This window comes from Bradyrhizobium sp. USDA 4354 (genome assembly GCF_054060315.1).
In genome coordinates this window covers 2054302-2069922 of sequence record NZ_JBSSDC010000001.1, presented here as the reverse complement: position 1 = coordinate 2069922, position 15621 = coordinate 2054302, and the positions used below count along the sequence as shown (strand labels likewise).

The window sequence follows — 15621 nt, the reverse complement described above, 5'->3', positions numbered from 1 at the left end:
AGATATGGCCCGGTCAGGGCCTTGTCAACGGCGGGCGCATTGCGGCTAATTCATCATTTTGACAGACTTTTCGCGTTGCCAAGCCCCCCTGAATTGGGCGAGTGTCCGCCCCGCTCGAGCAGCCCCCTGCTTCAACAAAAGGATTTTCCATGACCACCTCGTTCCCGGTAACCACCGGCCAGCGCTTCCGCCATGCGTCCGCCCTGGCCAGCTGCCTCGCTCTGGCGCTGTCCCTGGCGTTCGCGGGCCCGGTCCGGGCCGCCGATGATCCGGTGCTGGCGAAGGTCAATGGCGCGGAAATCAAGAAGAGCGACGTCGCCATGGCCGAGGAGGAACTCGGGCCGAGCCTCGCCCAGATGGACCCGGCGACCAAGGACGAGAACGTCCTGTCCTTCCTGATCGACATGAAGATCGTCAGCAAGGCTGCCGAAGACAAGAAGCTCGCCGACAGCGAGGAGTTCAAGAAGCGCCTGGCGTTCGCCCGCAACCGTCTGCTGATGGACAGCCTGCTCGCCAATGAGGGCAAGGCCGCCACCACGCCGGACGCCATGAAGAAGGTCTATGAGGAGGCCTCCAAGCAGATCACCGGCGAGCAGGAGGTGCGCGCCCGCCATATCCTGGTCGAGACCGAGGACGAGGCCAAGGCGGTGAAGGCCGAGCTCGACAAGGGCGCCGATTTCGCCGAGCTCGCCAAGAAGAAGTCCAAGGACCCGGGCTCGGCCGATGGCGGCGACCTCGGCTTCTTCACCAAGGAGCAGATGGTGCCGGAGTTCTCGACCGTCGCTTTTGCACTCGAGCCGGGCAAGATCTCCGATCCCGTGAAGTCGCAGTTCGGCTGGCACATCATCAAGGTCGAGGAAAAGCGCAACCGCAAGGCGCCCGATTTCGAGCAGGTCAAGGCCCAGATCGAGCAGTACGTGACCCGCAAGGCCCAGGCCGAGTATGTCGCCAAGCTGCGCACCGAAGCCAAGGTCGAGCGGCTGGACCAGCCGGCGGCGGATGCGTCCAAGGACGCCAAGCCGTCCGACAGCAAGATGGCGCCGCCGGCGAAGAAGTAAGAATTCGCTGTCACTTCGGTGACGCCAAGAGTATCTAAACCTTCGTGATGCCCGGCCCCAAGCGCGAAGCGCGTCTTCGCACCAAGGGGCCGGGCATCTGCTTGTCCAGATCCCACGAAGGCGCCCGCGATGTCCTCCTCCGTCTCCCCCCTCGCCCCGAAACATGTTCCCGACATGCCCGTGATCGCGGGCATCCGCCTTGCGACGGCCGAAGCCGGCATCCGCTACAAGAACCGCACCGACGTGCTGCTGGCGGTGATGGACAAGGGCACCGCGGTGGCCGGCGTCTTCACCAAGTCGAAATGTCCCTCAGCCCCGGTGGAATGGTGCCGCGCCAAGCTGAAGGGCGGCAAGGCGCGGGCGCTCGTCGTCAATTCCGGCAATGCCAACGCCTTCACCGGCAAGACCGGCCGCGCCTCCACCGCACTAACCGCGAAGATCGCGGCCAAGGCCGTCGGCTGCAGCGAGCACGAGATCTTCCTGGCCTCGACCGGCGTGATCGGCGAGCCGCTGGACGCGACCAAGTTCGACGGCGTGCTCGACCGCCTCGCCGAAACCGCCGAACCCGGCGATTATCTCGCCGCGGCCAAGGCGATCATGACCACCGACACATTCCCGAAGGTCGCGACCGCGACCGTCAAGCTCGGCAAGGCCAAGGTCACCATCAACGGCATGGCCAAGGGCGCCGGCATGATCGCGCCCGACATGGCGACGATGCTCTCCTTCATCTTCACCGACGCGCCGATCGCGCCCGCGGCCTTGCAGGCGCTGCTCAAGAGCGGCGTCGAGGACAGCTTTAACGCGGTGACGATCGATGGCGACACCTCGACTTCGGACACGCTCTTGGCGTTCGCGACCGGCGCCGCCGCCGAGCACGGCGCGCCGAAGATCAGCCGCGCCAGCGACCCGCGCCTGAAGGCGTTCGCCAAGGCCTTCAACCAGGTGCTCGCCAACCTCGCCGAGCAGGTGGCGCGCGATGGCGAGGGCGCGCGCAAGCTGGTCGAGATCACGGTCGACGGCGCCAAGACCAAGGCCTCCGCGCGCAAGATCGCGATGTCGATCGCCAACTCGCCGCTGGTGAAGACCGCGATCGCCGGCGAGGACGCCAATTGGGGCCGCGTGGTGATGGCCGTCGGCAAGGCCGGCGAGCCGGCCGATCGCGACAAGCTCTCGATCTCGTTCAACGGCATCCGCGTCGCCAAGAGCGGCGCGCGCGATCCCGACTATGACGAGGCGCAGGTGTCGGAAGCGATGAAGGCGCCGGAGATCGCGATCAAGGTCTCGCTCGGCCTCGGCAAGGGCCGCGACCGCGTCATGACCTGCGATCTCACCAAGGAATACGTCGCGATCAACGGGGATTACAGGTCGTAATTTCCGCTACTCTCAGACCGTCATCCTGAGGTGCGAGGGATGGGGCGCGAAGCGCCCCATCGGGAGCCTCGAAGGATGCACGGCCACCGCTACAGCCGCGTGGAAAGAGCCGGGCCATCGCCCTTCGAGGGCCGCTGAAGGAGCGGTCACCTCAGGGTGACGGTAAGAGAGCGCGAGAGCCGTGCTTCAAATCACCCCGAGATCCGCGCGTCCGCGACCGCCTTCTTGAACAGCGCGTTCATGGCGTCCGCGATGCCTTGCGTCGGGCTGACCTCGAAATACAGCCCGGGCGAGGCGCAGCTCTGCATGTTCTGTGCGATCTGGCTGTTCGGCGACGGGCCATAGGGGCCGGTATTGAATGGATTGATCCATTTCATGTACCAGGTGTTGGTGGGCAGTGCGAGGTACGTCGTGTACAGCACGGCGATCTTGACGCCCCGATCCCTGATCGTCTTGCACAGCGCCGCATTGAGCGGCGACTGGCAACGCGTGGTGCCCGAGAGCGGTTTCAGGCACGCGGTGTTGCTCTCGTCAGCGACCCCATCGGACACGAAGAACAGATATTTGAGAGGGCTCGACGAAGTGCCGGGGCCGGGCGAACTGATCGCCTTGTCGATCGCAGGAAAGACCGCGGTGAACGGGGTGTCCTGATCGTTGTTCTCGTTCTGGCCGTTCACCGACATCAGGTCGATCTTGCCGGCCGCCGTCTTGGCGCTGGAGAGAGAGGCCGACAACGAAAACAGACTGCGCAGGCCGAGCGTGCTTGCGGAGCCGCCGAAATCATAGATCGCCATTCTGAACTGGTTTGAATAGGTTTGGGTGGCGCTCGCCGTATCCATCAACGACTGCGTGGCGCTCCGAAGCACGTCGATCCGGGTGGTCACACCGAGCTTCTTGGCAAGGTCGTAGTAATTGTTCTTGTCCTTGAGATCGTGGCACGCGAAAGCGCACTTGTCTGACGTGTTGTCGACCATCGTCTGCACGTCGGTCGGTGTCGCACCGACACCCATCGACGGCGAATTGTCGAGCAGCAGATAGAAGTCGATATAGAGCGGCATGCTGGCCGTTGCCTTCGACGTCCCGCTCAACGTCAGCGCGGTCTTGCCTATCAGGCCGAGAAACATGGTGTTCATCGTGGCGTTGAACGCAACGGTCGAGGTGATCGTCGAGCCGGACTTGACCACGGTGGCCGTGACGCTGTTGAGCGTGTAGTCGGTCAGATTGGCGCGATTGGCGTTGAAGATGTTCTCGGCATCGGTGACGCCAACGGAGATCGAGCCGTCCGAGGTCATGGTGCCGGCCGTCTTGAAGGCCGGAGAGGCCTTGGCCATCGAGCCGACACTGGCGGCATCGGCCGCGGCCTGAAGCTTGGACCGGATGTGAGTCGCGCGCGAATAGTCGACGGCACAGCCGACCGCGGTGATCAAGGGGACGCAGGCGAGTGCGAAAATCACCGCGATATTGCCGCGCCGGTCGTGGACGAACCGGCGGATGATGGTGGAAAGCGCAGTGCGCATAACTCGGGCCCGGAGTGGTTTAAGCGTTTCCACCCTAGGAACCGTAGATTAAATATGACTTATGGGAACCTCGGAAACACGAACGCAACGGGGTTAACAAACCGTAATGACGATCTTCAGCGAGCGATATTTTACGCATGGCCGATCTCAAACTGACCCTGGTAGTGGCCTGCGCGCTGGTCGATGCCGACAAGCGCGTCCTGATCGCGCAGCGCCCCGAGGGCAAGACGCTGGCCGGCCTTTGGGAATTTCCCGGCGGCAAGCTCGAGCCGGGCGAGCGTCCCGAGCAGAGCCTGATCCGCGAGCTCCATGAGGAGCTCGGCATCACCGTCGCCGAGCCATGCCTGGCGCCGCTGACCTTCGCCAGCTACGGCTACGAGACCTTCCACCTCCTGATGCCGCTCTATATCTGCCGACGCTGGGAAGGCATGGTGAGGCCGCGCGAGCGCCAGAACCTCGCCTGGGTCCGCGCCAACAAGCTGCGCGACTACCCGATGCCACCCGCGGACATTCCGCTGATCCCGCATTTGATTGATTTATTGATGTGAGCCGCACTGTGCCCCGGACGCAGCGCAACGCTTCCCCGGCGATGCGAAGCATCGTCCGGTTCAGCGGTGCGCTGCAGAGCCGGGGCCCATGTTTGCGGCAAGACTGGGTCCCGGCTCTGCGCAGCAGCGTCACAACGCTGCAGCGCGTCCGGGACACGCATTTACTCCTTCCCCGCCTTCCTCACCGCCTCCGCCAGGCTCGCTTTCGCCGATCCCGGCTTCAGCGGCTGTTGCTGGCTCGCATGCGGGGCCCAGCCGGATAGCCAGATGACGTCGAAGGTCGCACGGATGCGGCCGTCGGCATCGGCAAAGCGCTCGGCGTAGATCTCGGCCATGCGCAGCAGCGTCGCGCGCCGGCTCGGCGTGCGCCGCCGCTCGATCAGCACATTGGCTGCGCCCATGCGGCGGAGATCCTGCATCAGCGCAAACGCGTTGCCATAACGCACCACGACCCGGTCGACATCGGTGACCGGCAGTGCAAAGCCCGCCCGCTGCAACAGCGCGCCGATGTCGCGGAGATCAGCGAACGGCGCCACGCGCGGCGACACACCGCCCTCGCATTCGGCCTCCGCCGCGGCAAACGCCTGCCGCAGCTCGGTCAGGCTGTCGCCGCCGATCATCGCGGCGAGCAAGAGCCCGTCCGGCTTCAGCGCCCGGCGAATCTGCGCGAGCACGCCGGGCAGATCGTTGACGAATTGCAGCGCCAGCGCCGAGACGACGAGATCGAGGCTCTCTGGTGCGAAAGGCAGTTTTTCGGCGCCGGCCGCATCAATCGCGATCCGCGCGATCGATGGAAACCGCGCGTGCAGGACTTTGAGACCTTCGCCGGGAGTCCAGAGATCAGCCGGCGCGTGAAACTCACGCATCACAGCGGCCAACCGGTCTGACATGTCCTCGGCGACCCGATCGAGCAGGAAGCTCACGGCACCTTGCGCCCGCGCACGCCGCTGCCGTGCGTGCAGCAAGGCACGATCGAACAAGGTGGGCGGGGTTTGTGGGTTCTGGGCCATGCCGCTGGTTACGCTGATCTCTACGGTTCTTGCAACGCTCTCGTGTCCCGGACGCGCTGCAGCGCTCTTTAGCGCTGCCGCGCAGAGCCGGGACCCATGCATCTGCACATGCGGCTCTCTGGGCCCCGGCTGAGCAGCGCAGCGCTGCGTCCGCGGCACGAGACGATGGCTTGAGCAATCTATGGTGCAACGCTAGCCTCTCCACATGGAATCCGATGCCGCCCCTGCCCGTTCCATCGCCGCGCCGCTGCGTGCCGCGTGGACGGCCGGCCGCCACGTGCTGACGCGGGCGGCACGGCTCGCGCTCGACATCGCGCTGCCAACGCAGTGCGTATCCTGCCACGAGCCGGTGGACGGCGAGGGCGTTTGCGCTTCGTGCTGGGCGCGGCTGTCGTTCATTGAACGGCCCTACTGCCCGCGGCTCGGCATTCCTTTCGTCTATGATCCCGGCCCCGATATGCTGTCGATGGAGGCGATCGCAAGCCCGCCGGCCTACCAGCGCGCCCGCGCCGCGGTGCGCTATGACGACGTGGCGCGCACGCTGGTGCATGCGCTGAAATACCAGGACCGCACCGATCTGGCGCCGGCTATGGGCCGCTGGATGGCGCGCGCGGGCGGCGAGTTGCTGATGGGCGCCGACATGCTGGTGCCGGTGCCCCTGCATTGGCGGCGGGCCTGGCGGCGCCGCTACAATCAGTCCGGAGCGCTGGCGCGCATCATCGAACGGCAGAGCGGGGTCAAGGCGCGGGGCGACGTGCTGCGGCGGGTGCGCGCGACCGAGCAGCAGATCGGCCTGTCGCGGGCCCAGCGCGCCACCAATGTGCAGGGCGCATTCCAGGTATCTCCCGACCATCAGGCCGAGGTTCAGGGCCGCCGCGTCGTCCTGATCGACGACGTCCTGACCTCAGGTGCGACACTGGATGCCTGCGCACGCGCCCTGCTCCGCGCCAAGGCAGCCCAGGTCGACGTGCTGGTGTTCGCCCGGGTTGTGGAGATCAGGTGAAGTCCCATATAATTCAATGAATTCATGACATGAGAGCGCCAGACGAGATGACTGCTGCTGTCGAGATCTATACCAGGCCGGGCTGCGGCTATTGTTCCGCCGCCAAGTCGCTGCTGACCCGCAAGAAGGCGACCTTCACCGAGTTCGACGTCGCCAAGAACCCGTCCTGGCGCCAGGAAATGTACGGCCGCGCCGGCCAAGGTTCGACCTTCCCGCAGATCTGGATCGGCGGGACCCATGTCGGCGGCTGCGACGACCTCTACGCGCTCGACCGCGAAGGCAAGCTCGACGGCCTGCTCGATAGCGTCAAGGCCGCCTCATGAGCGAGAATCGCACCTTCACCGCCGCCATGGTGCAAATGCGCACCGGCCTGATGCCCGGGCCGAGCCTCGAACAGGCAACGAGGCTGATCCGGCAGGCTGCGGCCAATGGCGCCGACTACGTGCAGACGCCCGAAGTCAGCAACATGATGCAGCTGAACCGCAAGGCATTGTTCGAGCATCTGCAGAGCGAAGAGGACGACACCTCGCTGAAGGCGTACCGGGCGCTTGCGGCGGAGCTGAAGATTCACCTCCATGTCGGCTCGCTGGCGCTGCGCTTCTCGCCGGAGAAGGCGGTCAACCGCTCTTTCCTGATCGGGCCCGAGGGCAACGTGCTCGCGAGCTACGACAAGATCCACATGTTCGACATCGAGCTGCCGGACGGCGAGAGCTATCGCGAATCCGCCAATTACCAGCCGGGTGAGACCGCCGTGATCTCGGATCTGCCCTGGGGCCGCATCGGGCTGACGATCTGCTACGATTTGCGCTTCCCGGCACTCTACCGCGCGCTCGCCGAGAGCGGCGCGTATTTCATCACGGTGCCGTCGGCCTTCACTCGCAAGACTGGCGAAGCGCATTGGCACGTGCTGCTGCGCGCGCGGGCGATCGAGACCGGCTGCTTTGTCTTCGCCGCAGCCCAGGCCGGCCTGCACGAGAACAAGCGCGAGACCTATGGCCACTCGCTGATCATCGATCCCTGGGGCGAGATCCTGGCCGAGGGCGATGTCGAGCCCGGCATCATCATGGCCGAGATCGATCCGGCCAAGGTCGAAACGGCGCGCCGGGCTATTCCATCGCTCCAGCACGGCCGCCGCTTCGGCGTCTCCGATCCCAAGGCGGGGCCGGACCATTTGCACCTTGTGCGGGGCTCGGCATGATCCGCTACGCGCTCCACTGCGACCGCAATCACGCCTTCGAAAGTTGGTTCCAGAGCTCGTCGGCCTATGATTCGCAGGTGAAGCGCAAGCTGGTGACCTGCCCGATCTGCGGCTCGGCCAAGGTCGACAAGGCAATCATGGCGCCGCGCATCGTCGGCAAGAAGGGCCGCGGGCGCGCGACGCCGCCGCCGGAAGCCGCGGCCGCGACCACGCCCGAGGCTGCGCCGTCAGGACCGACCTCGCTGCTGATGGCGCAGGAGCGCGAGCTGCGCGCCAAGCTCAAGGAGTTGCGCGATCACATCGTCAAGAACGCCGACAATGTCGGCGAGCGTTTTCCCAACGAAGCCCGCGCGATGCATTACGGCGACAAGGAGCACCGCCCGATCTATGGCGAGGCCTCGCCGGAAGAGGCGAAGTCGCTGATCGACGAAGGCATCGAGGTCTCGCCGCTGCCGACGCTGCCGGAAGACCGGAACTAAGCCCCCACCAGCACTGCCACGCCGATCACGATCAGCGCAATGCCAAAGACCTCGCGCGGTGAGATCGGCTGCTTGAACGAGTAGTAGGCCACTCCTTGCGCGAACAGCACCTCGATCAGCGCGAGCGTGCGGACGTTGGCGGCGGCCGTCAGCGCGAAGGCCAAAAACCAGAACTGCGAGGCGAAGGCGCCCGTGAAGCCCGCCAGCATCGACGGCCTCCATAGTCCGAGGATTCCCCGCAAGACGTCTGGCGCGCGCCAGAGCAGATAGATCGTCAGCACCAGCGTCTGCACGAACAGGCCAAGCACCAGCGTGAACGACGAGGCTGTCACGAACGAGACGTTCGGCACCGTGATGATGGCGCCGCGAAAACCGACTGCTGACAGCGCGAACGCCGCCGCGGCGACGAGGCCAGTGATGGTCGGCTTCAGCTCCGCAAAGCTCTTCTCGCCGCCGGGGCGCAGCGCGGTGATGACGACACCGACGGTCGCGATCACGATCGCCAGCACCTTCAGCCAGGTCAGATGATCGCCGAGGAAGATGAAGCCGAAGATCGCGGTCTGGATCGCCTCGGTCTTGAGGTAGGCCGTGGTCACCACGAAGGAGCGGTCGTTCATCGCGAGCAGCATCAGCCCGGTGGCGACGATCTGGCTGAGCGCCCCGAGCAGCAGCCACGGCCAGAACACGACCGGCGGCAGACCGATATGATCGCCGGTCGCGACCAGCACCACGCCGAGGAACAGCAGCGAGAACGGGAAGCCGAACAGGAAGCGGATATTGGTCGCACCCCAGGTCCCCAGCGGCTTCGTCAACGACCGCTGCATCGCGTTGCGCACGACCTGGCCGAGCGCCGCGATGACGGTGAAGGGAATCCAGAGGCTGGCGATGGTGAGCATGGGGTGGCGGCCGAAGATTTCGGCCAACCTGCCGCCTGCGGCGAAACAGGTCAATCACGCCCAAGTCATAGGAGCGATGCTCGCGCCAACCGATGGCCTCACACCATCGCTTCCGCGACCACCATGTAGTTCACGTCCATATCGGACGAGAGAGACCATTTGTCGGCGAAGGGGGAGTAGACGACGCCGGTCTGCTCGGTGATGACGAGGCGGTTGTCGAGCAGGCATTTTGCGAGCTCGTCGGGGGTGACGAACTTGTTCCATTCGTGGGTGCCGCGCGGCAGCCAGCGCAGCACGTATTCGGCACCGACGATGGCGAGCGCAAAGCTCTTCCAGTTGCGGTTCAGCGTCGAGACCACCATGAGGCCGTTCGGCTTCAGCATCGAGGCGCAACGCGTCAGGAAGACGCCGACGTCGGTGACGTGCTCGACCACCTCCATCGCCAGCACGATGTCGAAGCGCTCGCGCGGATCGATCTCCTCCACCGTGGTGCAGCGATAGTCGATCGCCAGATGGCTCTTGTCGGCATGCAGCTTCGCCGCCGCGATGTTGCTCGCCGAAGGGTCGATGCCGATGACCTGCGCGCCCAGACGCGACAGCGGCTCGCAGAGCAGGCCGGCGCCGCAGCCGATGTCGAGCACGCGCAAGGACCCGAGGCAATTGAGGCTGCGCACGTTGCGCTCGAACTTGCGGCAGGCGGCGTCGCGGATGTAGCCGAGCCGCAGCGGGTTGATCCGGTGCAGCGGCGCCATCTTGCCGTTGGGGTCCCACCACTCCGCCGAGAGTTTTGAGAATTTCGCGATCTCGGCGGCGTCAACGGTCGAGCCCGGCTGGGCAGAAAGGGAAGTATTTTGCTGCATGCTCATGGTTACGCGCGGTCCTACCGCGTGGTGATCGAACTACGGAAAGCGAGCGGCGAGGCGATGGTCTTGATCGTCTCGATGCCCTCGCCGACGCCACGAATCGTCACGTCGCCGTAGTTGAGAATACGTCCAAGAATGGTCTGGTCGACGTCGACGCTCTCGACCTTGTCGAGCGCCATCTCGAAGGTTCGGCGCTTGATGAAGCCGGTCTTGTGCACGACCCTGAGGTTGGTGACGTCGGTTTCGGTGGTGAAGCGATGGAACCAGCCCTTGATGGTCCAGTACAAGGCCGCCAGAGCCACGAGACCAGAGGCAACGAGGCAAAGCAAAACGAGCCCGTCGGCGGTGGCCTGCCGGGACAAGACGAACAGGACCAGCGCCACGATCCAGGCCACGATGGCCGGAAAGTAGAAGATCCAGTGCGCATTGGTCGAATACAGCACCCGCTCGCCCGGTTGCAGGATCTCGTCGATATAGCGCGCCATGACCTCGGTTAACCCACTACCCCCGCGCCCTGCCCCCGCAGGAACCCGCTTGCCCCCGGCCCCGCCGCTCTGTATACGCGCGGTCGGTATCCGCGAGGCACCGTCCAATGCGGGTCACCATACTGATCCTTATGAAGGAATGCACGCGTCGTCATGAGCCGCCTCGTGATGAAATTCGGCGGCACGTCCGTCGCCAATATCGAACGTATCCGCAACGTCGCACGCCATGTGAAGCGTGAGGTCGACGCCGGCCATGAAGTGGCCGTGGTCGTCTCGGCGATGGCCGGCAAGACCAACGAGCTGGTCGCCTGGTGCACCGAGGCCTCGCCGATGCACGATGCGCGCGAATATGACGCCGTGGTCGCCTCGGGCGAACAGGTGACGTCAGGCCTCCTTGCCATCGTGCTCCAGGGCATGGGCATCCAGGCCCGCTCCTGGCAGGGCTGGCAGATTCCGATCAAGACCAGCGACGCCCATGCCTCGGCCCGGATCGAGGACATCGACGGCAGCGAGATCATCAAGCGCTTTAGGGAGCGCAAGGAGGTCGCGGTCGTCGCCGGCTTCCAGGGCATCAACCCCGAGACGGGTCGCATCACCACGCTCGGCCGCGGCGGCTCCGACACCTCGGCCGTGGCGATCGCCGCAGCCGTCAAGGCGGACCGCTGCGACATCTACACCGACGTCGACGGGGTCTACACCACCGATCCGCGAATCGTGCCGAAGGCCAAGAGGCTCGACAAGATCGCATTCGAAGACATGCTGGAACTGGCCTCGCAGGGCGCCAAAGTGCTCCAGGTCCGTTCCGTGGAACTCGGCATGGTCCACAACATGCCGATCTTCGTCCGCTCGAGCTTCGACAAGCCCGAGGATATCGACCCGCATGCCAACCAGCCGCCCGGCACGCTGATCTGCAGCGAGGAGGAGATCATGGAAAGCCACGTCGTCACCGGCATCGCCTTTTCGAAGGACGAGGCGCAGATCTCGGTGCGCCAGATCGAGGACAAGCCTGGCGTTGCGGCCTCGATCTTCGGCCCGCTGGCGGAAGCCAACATCAATGTCGACATGATCGTGCAGAATGTTTCCGAGGACGGTAAGACCACCGACCTCACCTTCACGGTGCCGGCGGCCGACTACACCCGCGCCAAGGATACGATTACCGCGGCCAAGGCCAAGATCGGCTATGCACGGCTCGATACCGCCACCGACGTCGCCAAGATCTCGGTGATCGGCAGCGGCATGCGCAGCCATGCCGGCGTCGCCGCCCAGGCGTTCTCGGCCCTTGCGGGGCGGAACATCAACATCCGGGCCATTACAACCTCCGAGATCAAATTCTCGGTCTTGATCGACACTGCCTATACCGAGCTTGCGGTGCGCACCCTGCACACGCTCTACGGCCTCGATCAGGCCTAAAGCGCGACCCTCGTCGCGCTTCAGATTGTCGTTTGAGCATGATCTTTCCGGAAAACCGCTTCGCACTTTCCGGACCATACTTAGGCTAATTTTCTCTTAGCGGTCGCAGCAAACGCGAAGGTGTACACACCGTTGCGTTTGGCAGGCGTTTTGCTTGGCAAAACAAGCCTCAATTCGCTATACGGCGGACAGGGTGGGCTGCCGCAGACTGTGTCCCAGTTCAGGCGGCGCTGATTCGGTACAAACGCCAAGTCTCGAGTAGATTTTGGACTTGTGCCTGCGCCGGACAGACAATTTGGTTGTTTTTCTGGAATTTTGGGCCAGCCGCCGGCCGATACCGCCGGGCCCGGCAGACGGAGGAGATTGACGGTTCATGCGGAGCGCGTCGGGAGGTCCCCGCGTCTTGTTGAGACGGCTCCGCGAAACCATGGCGGAGCAGGTCTCGGCCCAGGAGCGGCTGGACAAGATCGTGGTGCTGATCGCCGCCAACATGGTGGCCGAGGTGTGCTCGGTCTATGTGCTGCGCGTCGACAACACGCTCGAGCTCTACGCCACCGAAGGCCTCAACCGCGAGGCGGTGCACAACACCGTGCTCAGCGCTCATGAGGGCCTTGTCGGCCTCGTCGCCAGCGAGGCGACGCCGCTCAACCTCAGCGATGCGCAGAGCCACCCGGCGTTCTCGTTCCGCCCCGAGACCGGCGAAGAAATCTATCACTCCTTTCTCGGCGTGCCGATCCTGCGCGCCGGCAACACGCTCGGCGTGCTGGTGGTGCAGAATCGCGCCAAGCGCAACTATGTCGAGGAGGAGCTCGAGGCGCTGCAAACCACCGCCATGGTGCTGGCGGAGCTGATCGCCTCCGGCGAGCTGTCCGCGCTTGCCAAGCCCGGCTTGGAGCCGGCGGCGCGCCATTCCGCGCAGAAGGTCGGCGCCATCCTCTCGGAAGGCATCGCGCTCGGCCATGTCGTGCTGCACGAGCCCCGCGTCGTCATCAAGGACTACATCGCCGAGGATCTGCCGAAGGAGATCAAGCGGCTCGACAGCGCGCTCGCCAAGCTGCGCTCCGACCTCGACCGCATGCTGGAGCGCGGCGACGTCGCCGATGGCGGCGAGCATCGCGAGGTGCTGGAAGCCTACCGCATGTTCGCCAACGACCAGGGCTGGTCGCACAAGCTGCACGAGGCGGTCGCCACCGGTCTCACCGCGGAGGCCGCCGTCGAGCGCGTGCAGTCCGACACCCGCGCGCGCATGCTGCGCTCGACCGATCCCTATTTGCGCGACCGCCTGCACGATCTCGAGGATCTCGGCTACCGCCTGATGCGGCAGCTGGTCGGCCAGGACCATGCGCCTTCGCGCGAGCAACTGCCCGACAATGCCATCGTCATCGCCCGCGCGATGGGCCCGGCGGCGCTGCTCGATTACGACCGCAAGCGCCTGCGCGGCATCGTGCTCGAGGAAGGCACCGCCAATTCCCACGTCTCGATCGTGGCGCGCGCGCTCGGCATTCCCGCCGTCGGCGAGGTGCCGAACGCGCCCGGCATCGCCGATCCCGGCGACGCCATCATCGTGGACGGAACATCCGGCTCGATCTATGTGCGTCCGTCTCAGGAGATCGAGGCGGCCTTTGCCGAGCGCGTGCGCTTCCGCGCCCGCCGCCAGGCGCAGTATCTGGCGCTACGCGACCGGCCCTGCGTCACCAAGGACGGCCAAAGGGTCGAGCTGATGATCAACGCAGGGTTGGCCATCGACCTGCCGCATATCGAGGACACCGGCAGCGCCGGCATCGGCCTGTTCCGTACCGAGCTGCAATTCATGGTCGGCCAGAGCCTGCCGCGCACCAGCGACCAGCTCGCGCTCTATCGCACCGTGCTCGATGCCGCCGGCAGCAAGCCGGTCACCTTCCGCACCCTCGACATCGGCGGCGACAAGGCGCTGCCCTATATGGAAGCCGTGATCGAGGAGAATCCGGCGCTCGGCTGGCGCGCGATCCGGCTCGGGCTGGATCGTCCCGGCCTGTTGCGCGGCCAGATCCGCGCGCTGCTGCGCGCCGGCGGCGGCCGCGCACTGCGCATCATGTTCCCGATGATCTCGGAGGTCGCCGAATTCGATTCGGCCAAGGCGCTGGTCGAGCGCGAGCTCACCTATCTGCGCCAGCACGGCCATACGCTGCCGGAAAGAATCGACATCGGCACCATGGTCGAGGTGCCGGCCCTGCTCTACCAGCTCGACGAGCTCCTGAAGAAGGTCGATTTCATCTCGGTCGGCTCCAACGATCTGTTCCAGTTCCTGTTCGCGGTCGATCGCGGCAATGCCAAGGTGTCCGAACGCTTCGACACCATGTCGGCGCCGATCCTGCGCGCGCTACGCGACATCGCACGCCGGGCCCACGCGGCGCAGAAGTCGCTCTCGCTGTGCGGCGAGATGGCGTCCAAGCCGATCGGCGCGCTGGCGCTGATCGCGCTGGGCTACCGCTCGCTGTCGCTCTCGGCGACTGCGCTCGGCCCGGTCAAGGCGATGGTGCTCGACCTCGACGCCAAGAAGGCCGAAGCGATGCTCAACCCTCTGCTGGATGCGCCGGCGGGCAGCGTCTCGATCCGGCAGAAGCTGACGGAATTTGCGGAGGCCGAAGGCCTGGCGTTGTAGCGGACCTGTCGCTGCTCCCCGCCGCCTCGCTCCTTCCGCCCTTTGAGACTGAACCGATGTCGTCACTTCCCGAAGCCAAACTGGACGTCCTGCTCGCGCATCACGCCTCGCTCGAGGCTGAATCGCTCGGGCAGCTCACCTCCGAGCGTTATGTGCAGATCACGCGCGAGCTTGCCGAGATCACGCCGCTGATCGAGGCGGTGAAAGCCTATCGTTCCGCCGTCAAGGAGCTCGCCGACGCCGAGGCGCTGATCGCCGATCCCGCGACCGATGCCGAGATGCGGAGCATGGCGGAAGCCGAGCGCGACGAGCTGACGCCCAGAATCGAGGAACTGGTCCAGAAGATCCGCGTCGCGCTGCTGCCGAAGGACGCCATGGATGACCGTAACGTGGTACTGGAAATCCGCGCCGGCACCGGCGGCGACGAGGCCTCGCTGTTCGCCGGCGACCTGTTCCGGATGTACGAGCGCTTTGCCAGCCTTCAGGGCTGGAAGGTCGAGGTGATCTCGGCGAGCGAAGGCACCGTCGGCGGCTACAAGGAAATCATCGCCGAGGTGCAGGGCCGCGGCGCGTTCTCGAAGCTGAAATTCGAATCCGGCGTGCACCGGGTGCAGCGCGTGCCCGACACCGAGACGCAGGGACGCATCCACACCTCGGCGGCAACGGTTGCCGTGCTGCCGGAGGTCGAGGACGTCGACATCGACGTCAAGAACGAGGATCTGCGCATCGAGACCATGCGCGCGCAAGGCGCGGGCGGCCAGCACGTCAACAAGACCGAATCGGCGATCCGCATCACCCACATCCCGAGCGGGATCGTGGTGATGATGCAGGACAGCCGCTCGCAGCACAAGAATCGCGCCTCGGCCATGAACATCCTGCGCTCGCGCATCTACGACGCCGAGCGCCAGCGCGTCGATGCGGCCCGCTCGGCCGAGCGCAAGGAGAAGGTCGGCTCCGGCGACCGCTCCGAGCGCATCCGCACCTATAATTTTCCGCAGGGGCGCGTCACCGACCACCGCATCAACCTGACGCTCTACAAGCTGCCGCAGGTGATCGCGGGTGAAGCGCTGGGCGAATTGATCGACGCACTGACGACAGAGCACCAGGCCGCACAGCTCGCTGCACAAGGCGCGGCGGCCTGA

15 protein-coding genes are annotated in these 15621 nt (G+C 65.4%); 10 read left to right on the top strand and 5 right to left on the bottom strand.

All coding sequences use genetic code 11. The features are described from left to right. Positions 1-149 precede the first annotated feature (149 nt). Both ACVIIV_RS09675 and argJ read left to right on the top strand, forming a co-directional pair. Complete coding sequence (locus ACVIIV_RS09675) at positions 150-1058, top strand: peptidylprolyl isomerase (RefSeq protein WP_456743983.1); 909 nt, start codon at positions 150-152, stop codon at positions 1056-1058. A 129-nt stretch (positions 1059-1187) separates the two neighbouring features. Next, entirely contained in the window at positions 1188-2429 is a 1242-nt protein-coding gene (gene argJ, locus ACVIIV_RS09670; RefSeq protein WP_456743982.1) for a bifunctional glutamate N-acetyltransferase/amino-acid acetyltransferase ArgJ, read from the top strand. Between the two features lie 191 nt (positions 2430-2620). Here argJ and ACVIIV_RS09665 read toward each other — a convergent pair whose 3' ends face one another. Next, on the bottom strand, positions 2621-3946 hold the full coding sequence (locus tag ACVIIV_RS09665; RefSeq protein WP_456743981.1) for a TadE/TadG family type IV pilus assembly protein: 1326 nt from the start codon (positions 3944-3946) through the stop codon (positions 2621-2623). A gap of 137 nt (positions 3947-4083) precedes the next feature. Between ACVIIV_RS09665 and ACVIIV_RS09660 the strand changes: the two genes are divergently transcribed. Then, a complete protein-coding gene (locus ACVIIV_RS09660; protein WP_456743980.1) occupies positions 4084-4494 on the top strand; it encodes a (deoxy)nucleoside triphosphate pyrophosphohydrolase in 411 nt (136 codons plus the stop codon). Positions 4495-4655: 161 nt separating this feature from the next. On the opposite strand, the gene ACVIIV_RS09655 is transcribed toward ACVIIV_RS09660, so the two are convergent. After that, positions 4656-5504: a methyltransferase domain-containing protein gene (locus tag ACVIIV_RS09655; RefSeq protein WP_456743979.1), complete on the bottom strand. Its 849-nt coding sequence runs from the start codon at positions 5502-5504 to the stop codon at positions 4656-4658. Between the two features lie 205 nt (positions 5505-5709). Between ACVIIV_RS09655 and ACVIIV_RS09650 the strand changes: the two genes are divergently transcribed. From ACVIIV_RS09650 to ACVIIV_RS09635, 4 genes are read left to right on the top strand one after another with little or no spacing between them, the layout of a single operon-like run. Further along, positions 5710-6507, top strand: a complete 798-nt coding sequence (locus tag ACVIIV_RS09650) for a ComF family protein (protein ID WP_456743978.1) — start codon at positions 5710-5712, stop codon at positions 6505-6507. Between the two features lie 47 nt (positions 6508-6554). Continuing rightward, positions 6555-6830, top strand: a complete 276-nt coding sequence (grxC, locus tag ACVIIV_RS09645; protein ID WP_456748696.1) for a glutaredoxin 3 — start codon at positions 6555-6557, stop codon at positions 6828-6830. After that, positions 6827-7705 (top strand): carbon-nitrogen hydrolase family protein, encoded by an 879-nt coding sequence (locus ACVIIV_RS09640; RefSeq protein ID WP_456743977.1) that lies wholly within the window; start codon positions 6827-6829, stop codon positions 7703-7705. Before grxC ends, ACVIIV_RS09640 begins: the two co-directional genes overlap by 4 nt. Beyond that, positions 7702-8184: a DUF1178 family protein gene (locus tag ACVIIV_RS09635; RefSeq protein ID WP_456743976.1), complete on the top strand. Its 483-nt coding sequence runs from the start codon at positions 7702-7704 to the stop codon at positions 8182-8184. The genes ACVIIV_RS09640 and ACVIIV_RS09635 overlap by 4 nt, the downstream gene beginning before the upstream one ends. On the opposite strand, the gene ACVIIV_RS09630 is transcribed toward ACVIIV_RS09635, so the two are convergent. From ACVIIV_RS09630 to ACVIIV_RS09620, 3 genes are all read right to left on the bottom strand, one after another. After that, on the bottom strand, positions 8181-9080 hold the full coding sequence (locus tag ACVIIV_RS09630) for an EamA family transporter (protein WP_456748695.1): 900 nt from the start codon (positions 9078-9080) through the stop codon (positions 8181-8183). The genes ACVIIV_RS09635 and ACVIIV_RS09630 overlap by 4 nt on opposite strands. A gap of 98 nt (positions 9081-9178) precedes the next feature. Next, positions 9179-9946, bottom strand: a complete 768-nt coding sequence (gene ubiG / locus ACVIIV_RS09625) for a bifunctional 2-polyprenyl-6-hydroxyphenol methylase/3-demethylubiquinol 3-O-methyltransferase UbiG (RefSeq protein WP_456743975.1) — start codon at positions 9944-9946, stop codon at positions 9179-9181. Between the two features lie 14 nt (positions 9947-9960). Beyond that, the gene (locus ACVIIV_RS09620; protein ID WP_456743974.1) at positions 9961-10428 is read right to left on the bottom strand and encodes a PH domain-containing protein; all 468 of its coding nucleotides are present in this window, start codon (positions 10426-10428) and stop codon (positions 9961-9963) included. Positions 10429-10581: 153 nt separating this feature from the next. Between ACVIIV_RS09620 and ACVIIV_RS09615 the strand changes: the two genes are divergently transcribed. From ACVIIV_RS09615 to prfA, 3 genes are all read left to right on the top strand, one after another. Continuing rightward, a complete protein-coding gene (locus ACVIIV_RS09615) occupies positions 10582-11838 on the top strand; it encodes an aspartate kinase (RefSeq protein ID WP_456743973.1) in 1257 nt (418 codons plus the stop codon). 373 nt (positions 11839-12211) lie between these two features. Continuing rightward, complete coding sequence (gene ptsP / locus ACVIIV_RS09610) at positions 12212-14479, top strand: phosphoenolpyruvate--protein phosphotransferase (RefSeq protein ID WP_456743972.1); 2268 nt, start codon at positions 12212-12214, stop codon at positions 14477-14479. Between the two features lie 56 nt (positions 14480-14535). Then, the gene (gene prfA / locus ACVIIV_RS09605) at positions 14536-15621 is read left to right on the top strand and encodes a peptide chain release factor 1 (RefSeq protein WP_456743971.1); all 1086 of its coding nucleotides are present in this window, start codon (positions 14536-14538) and stop codon (positions 15619-15621) included.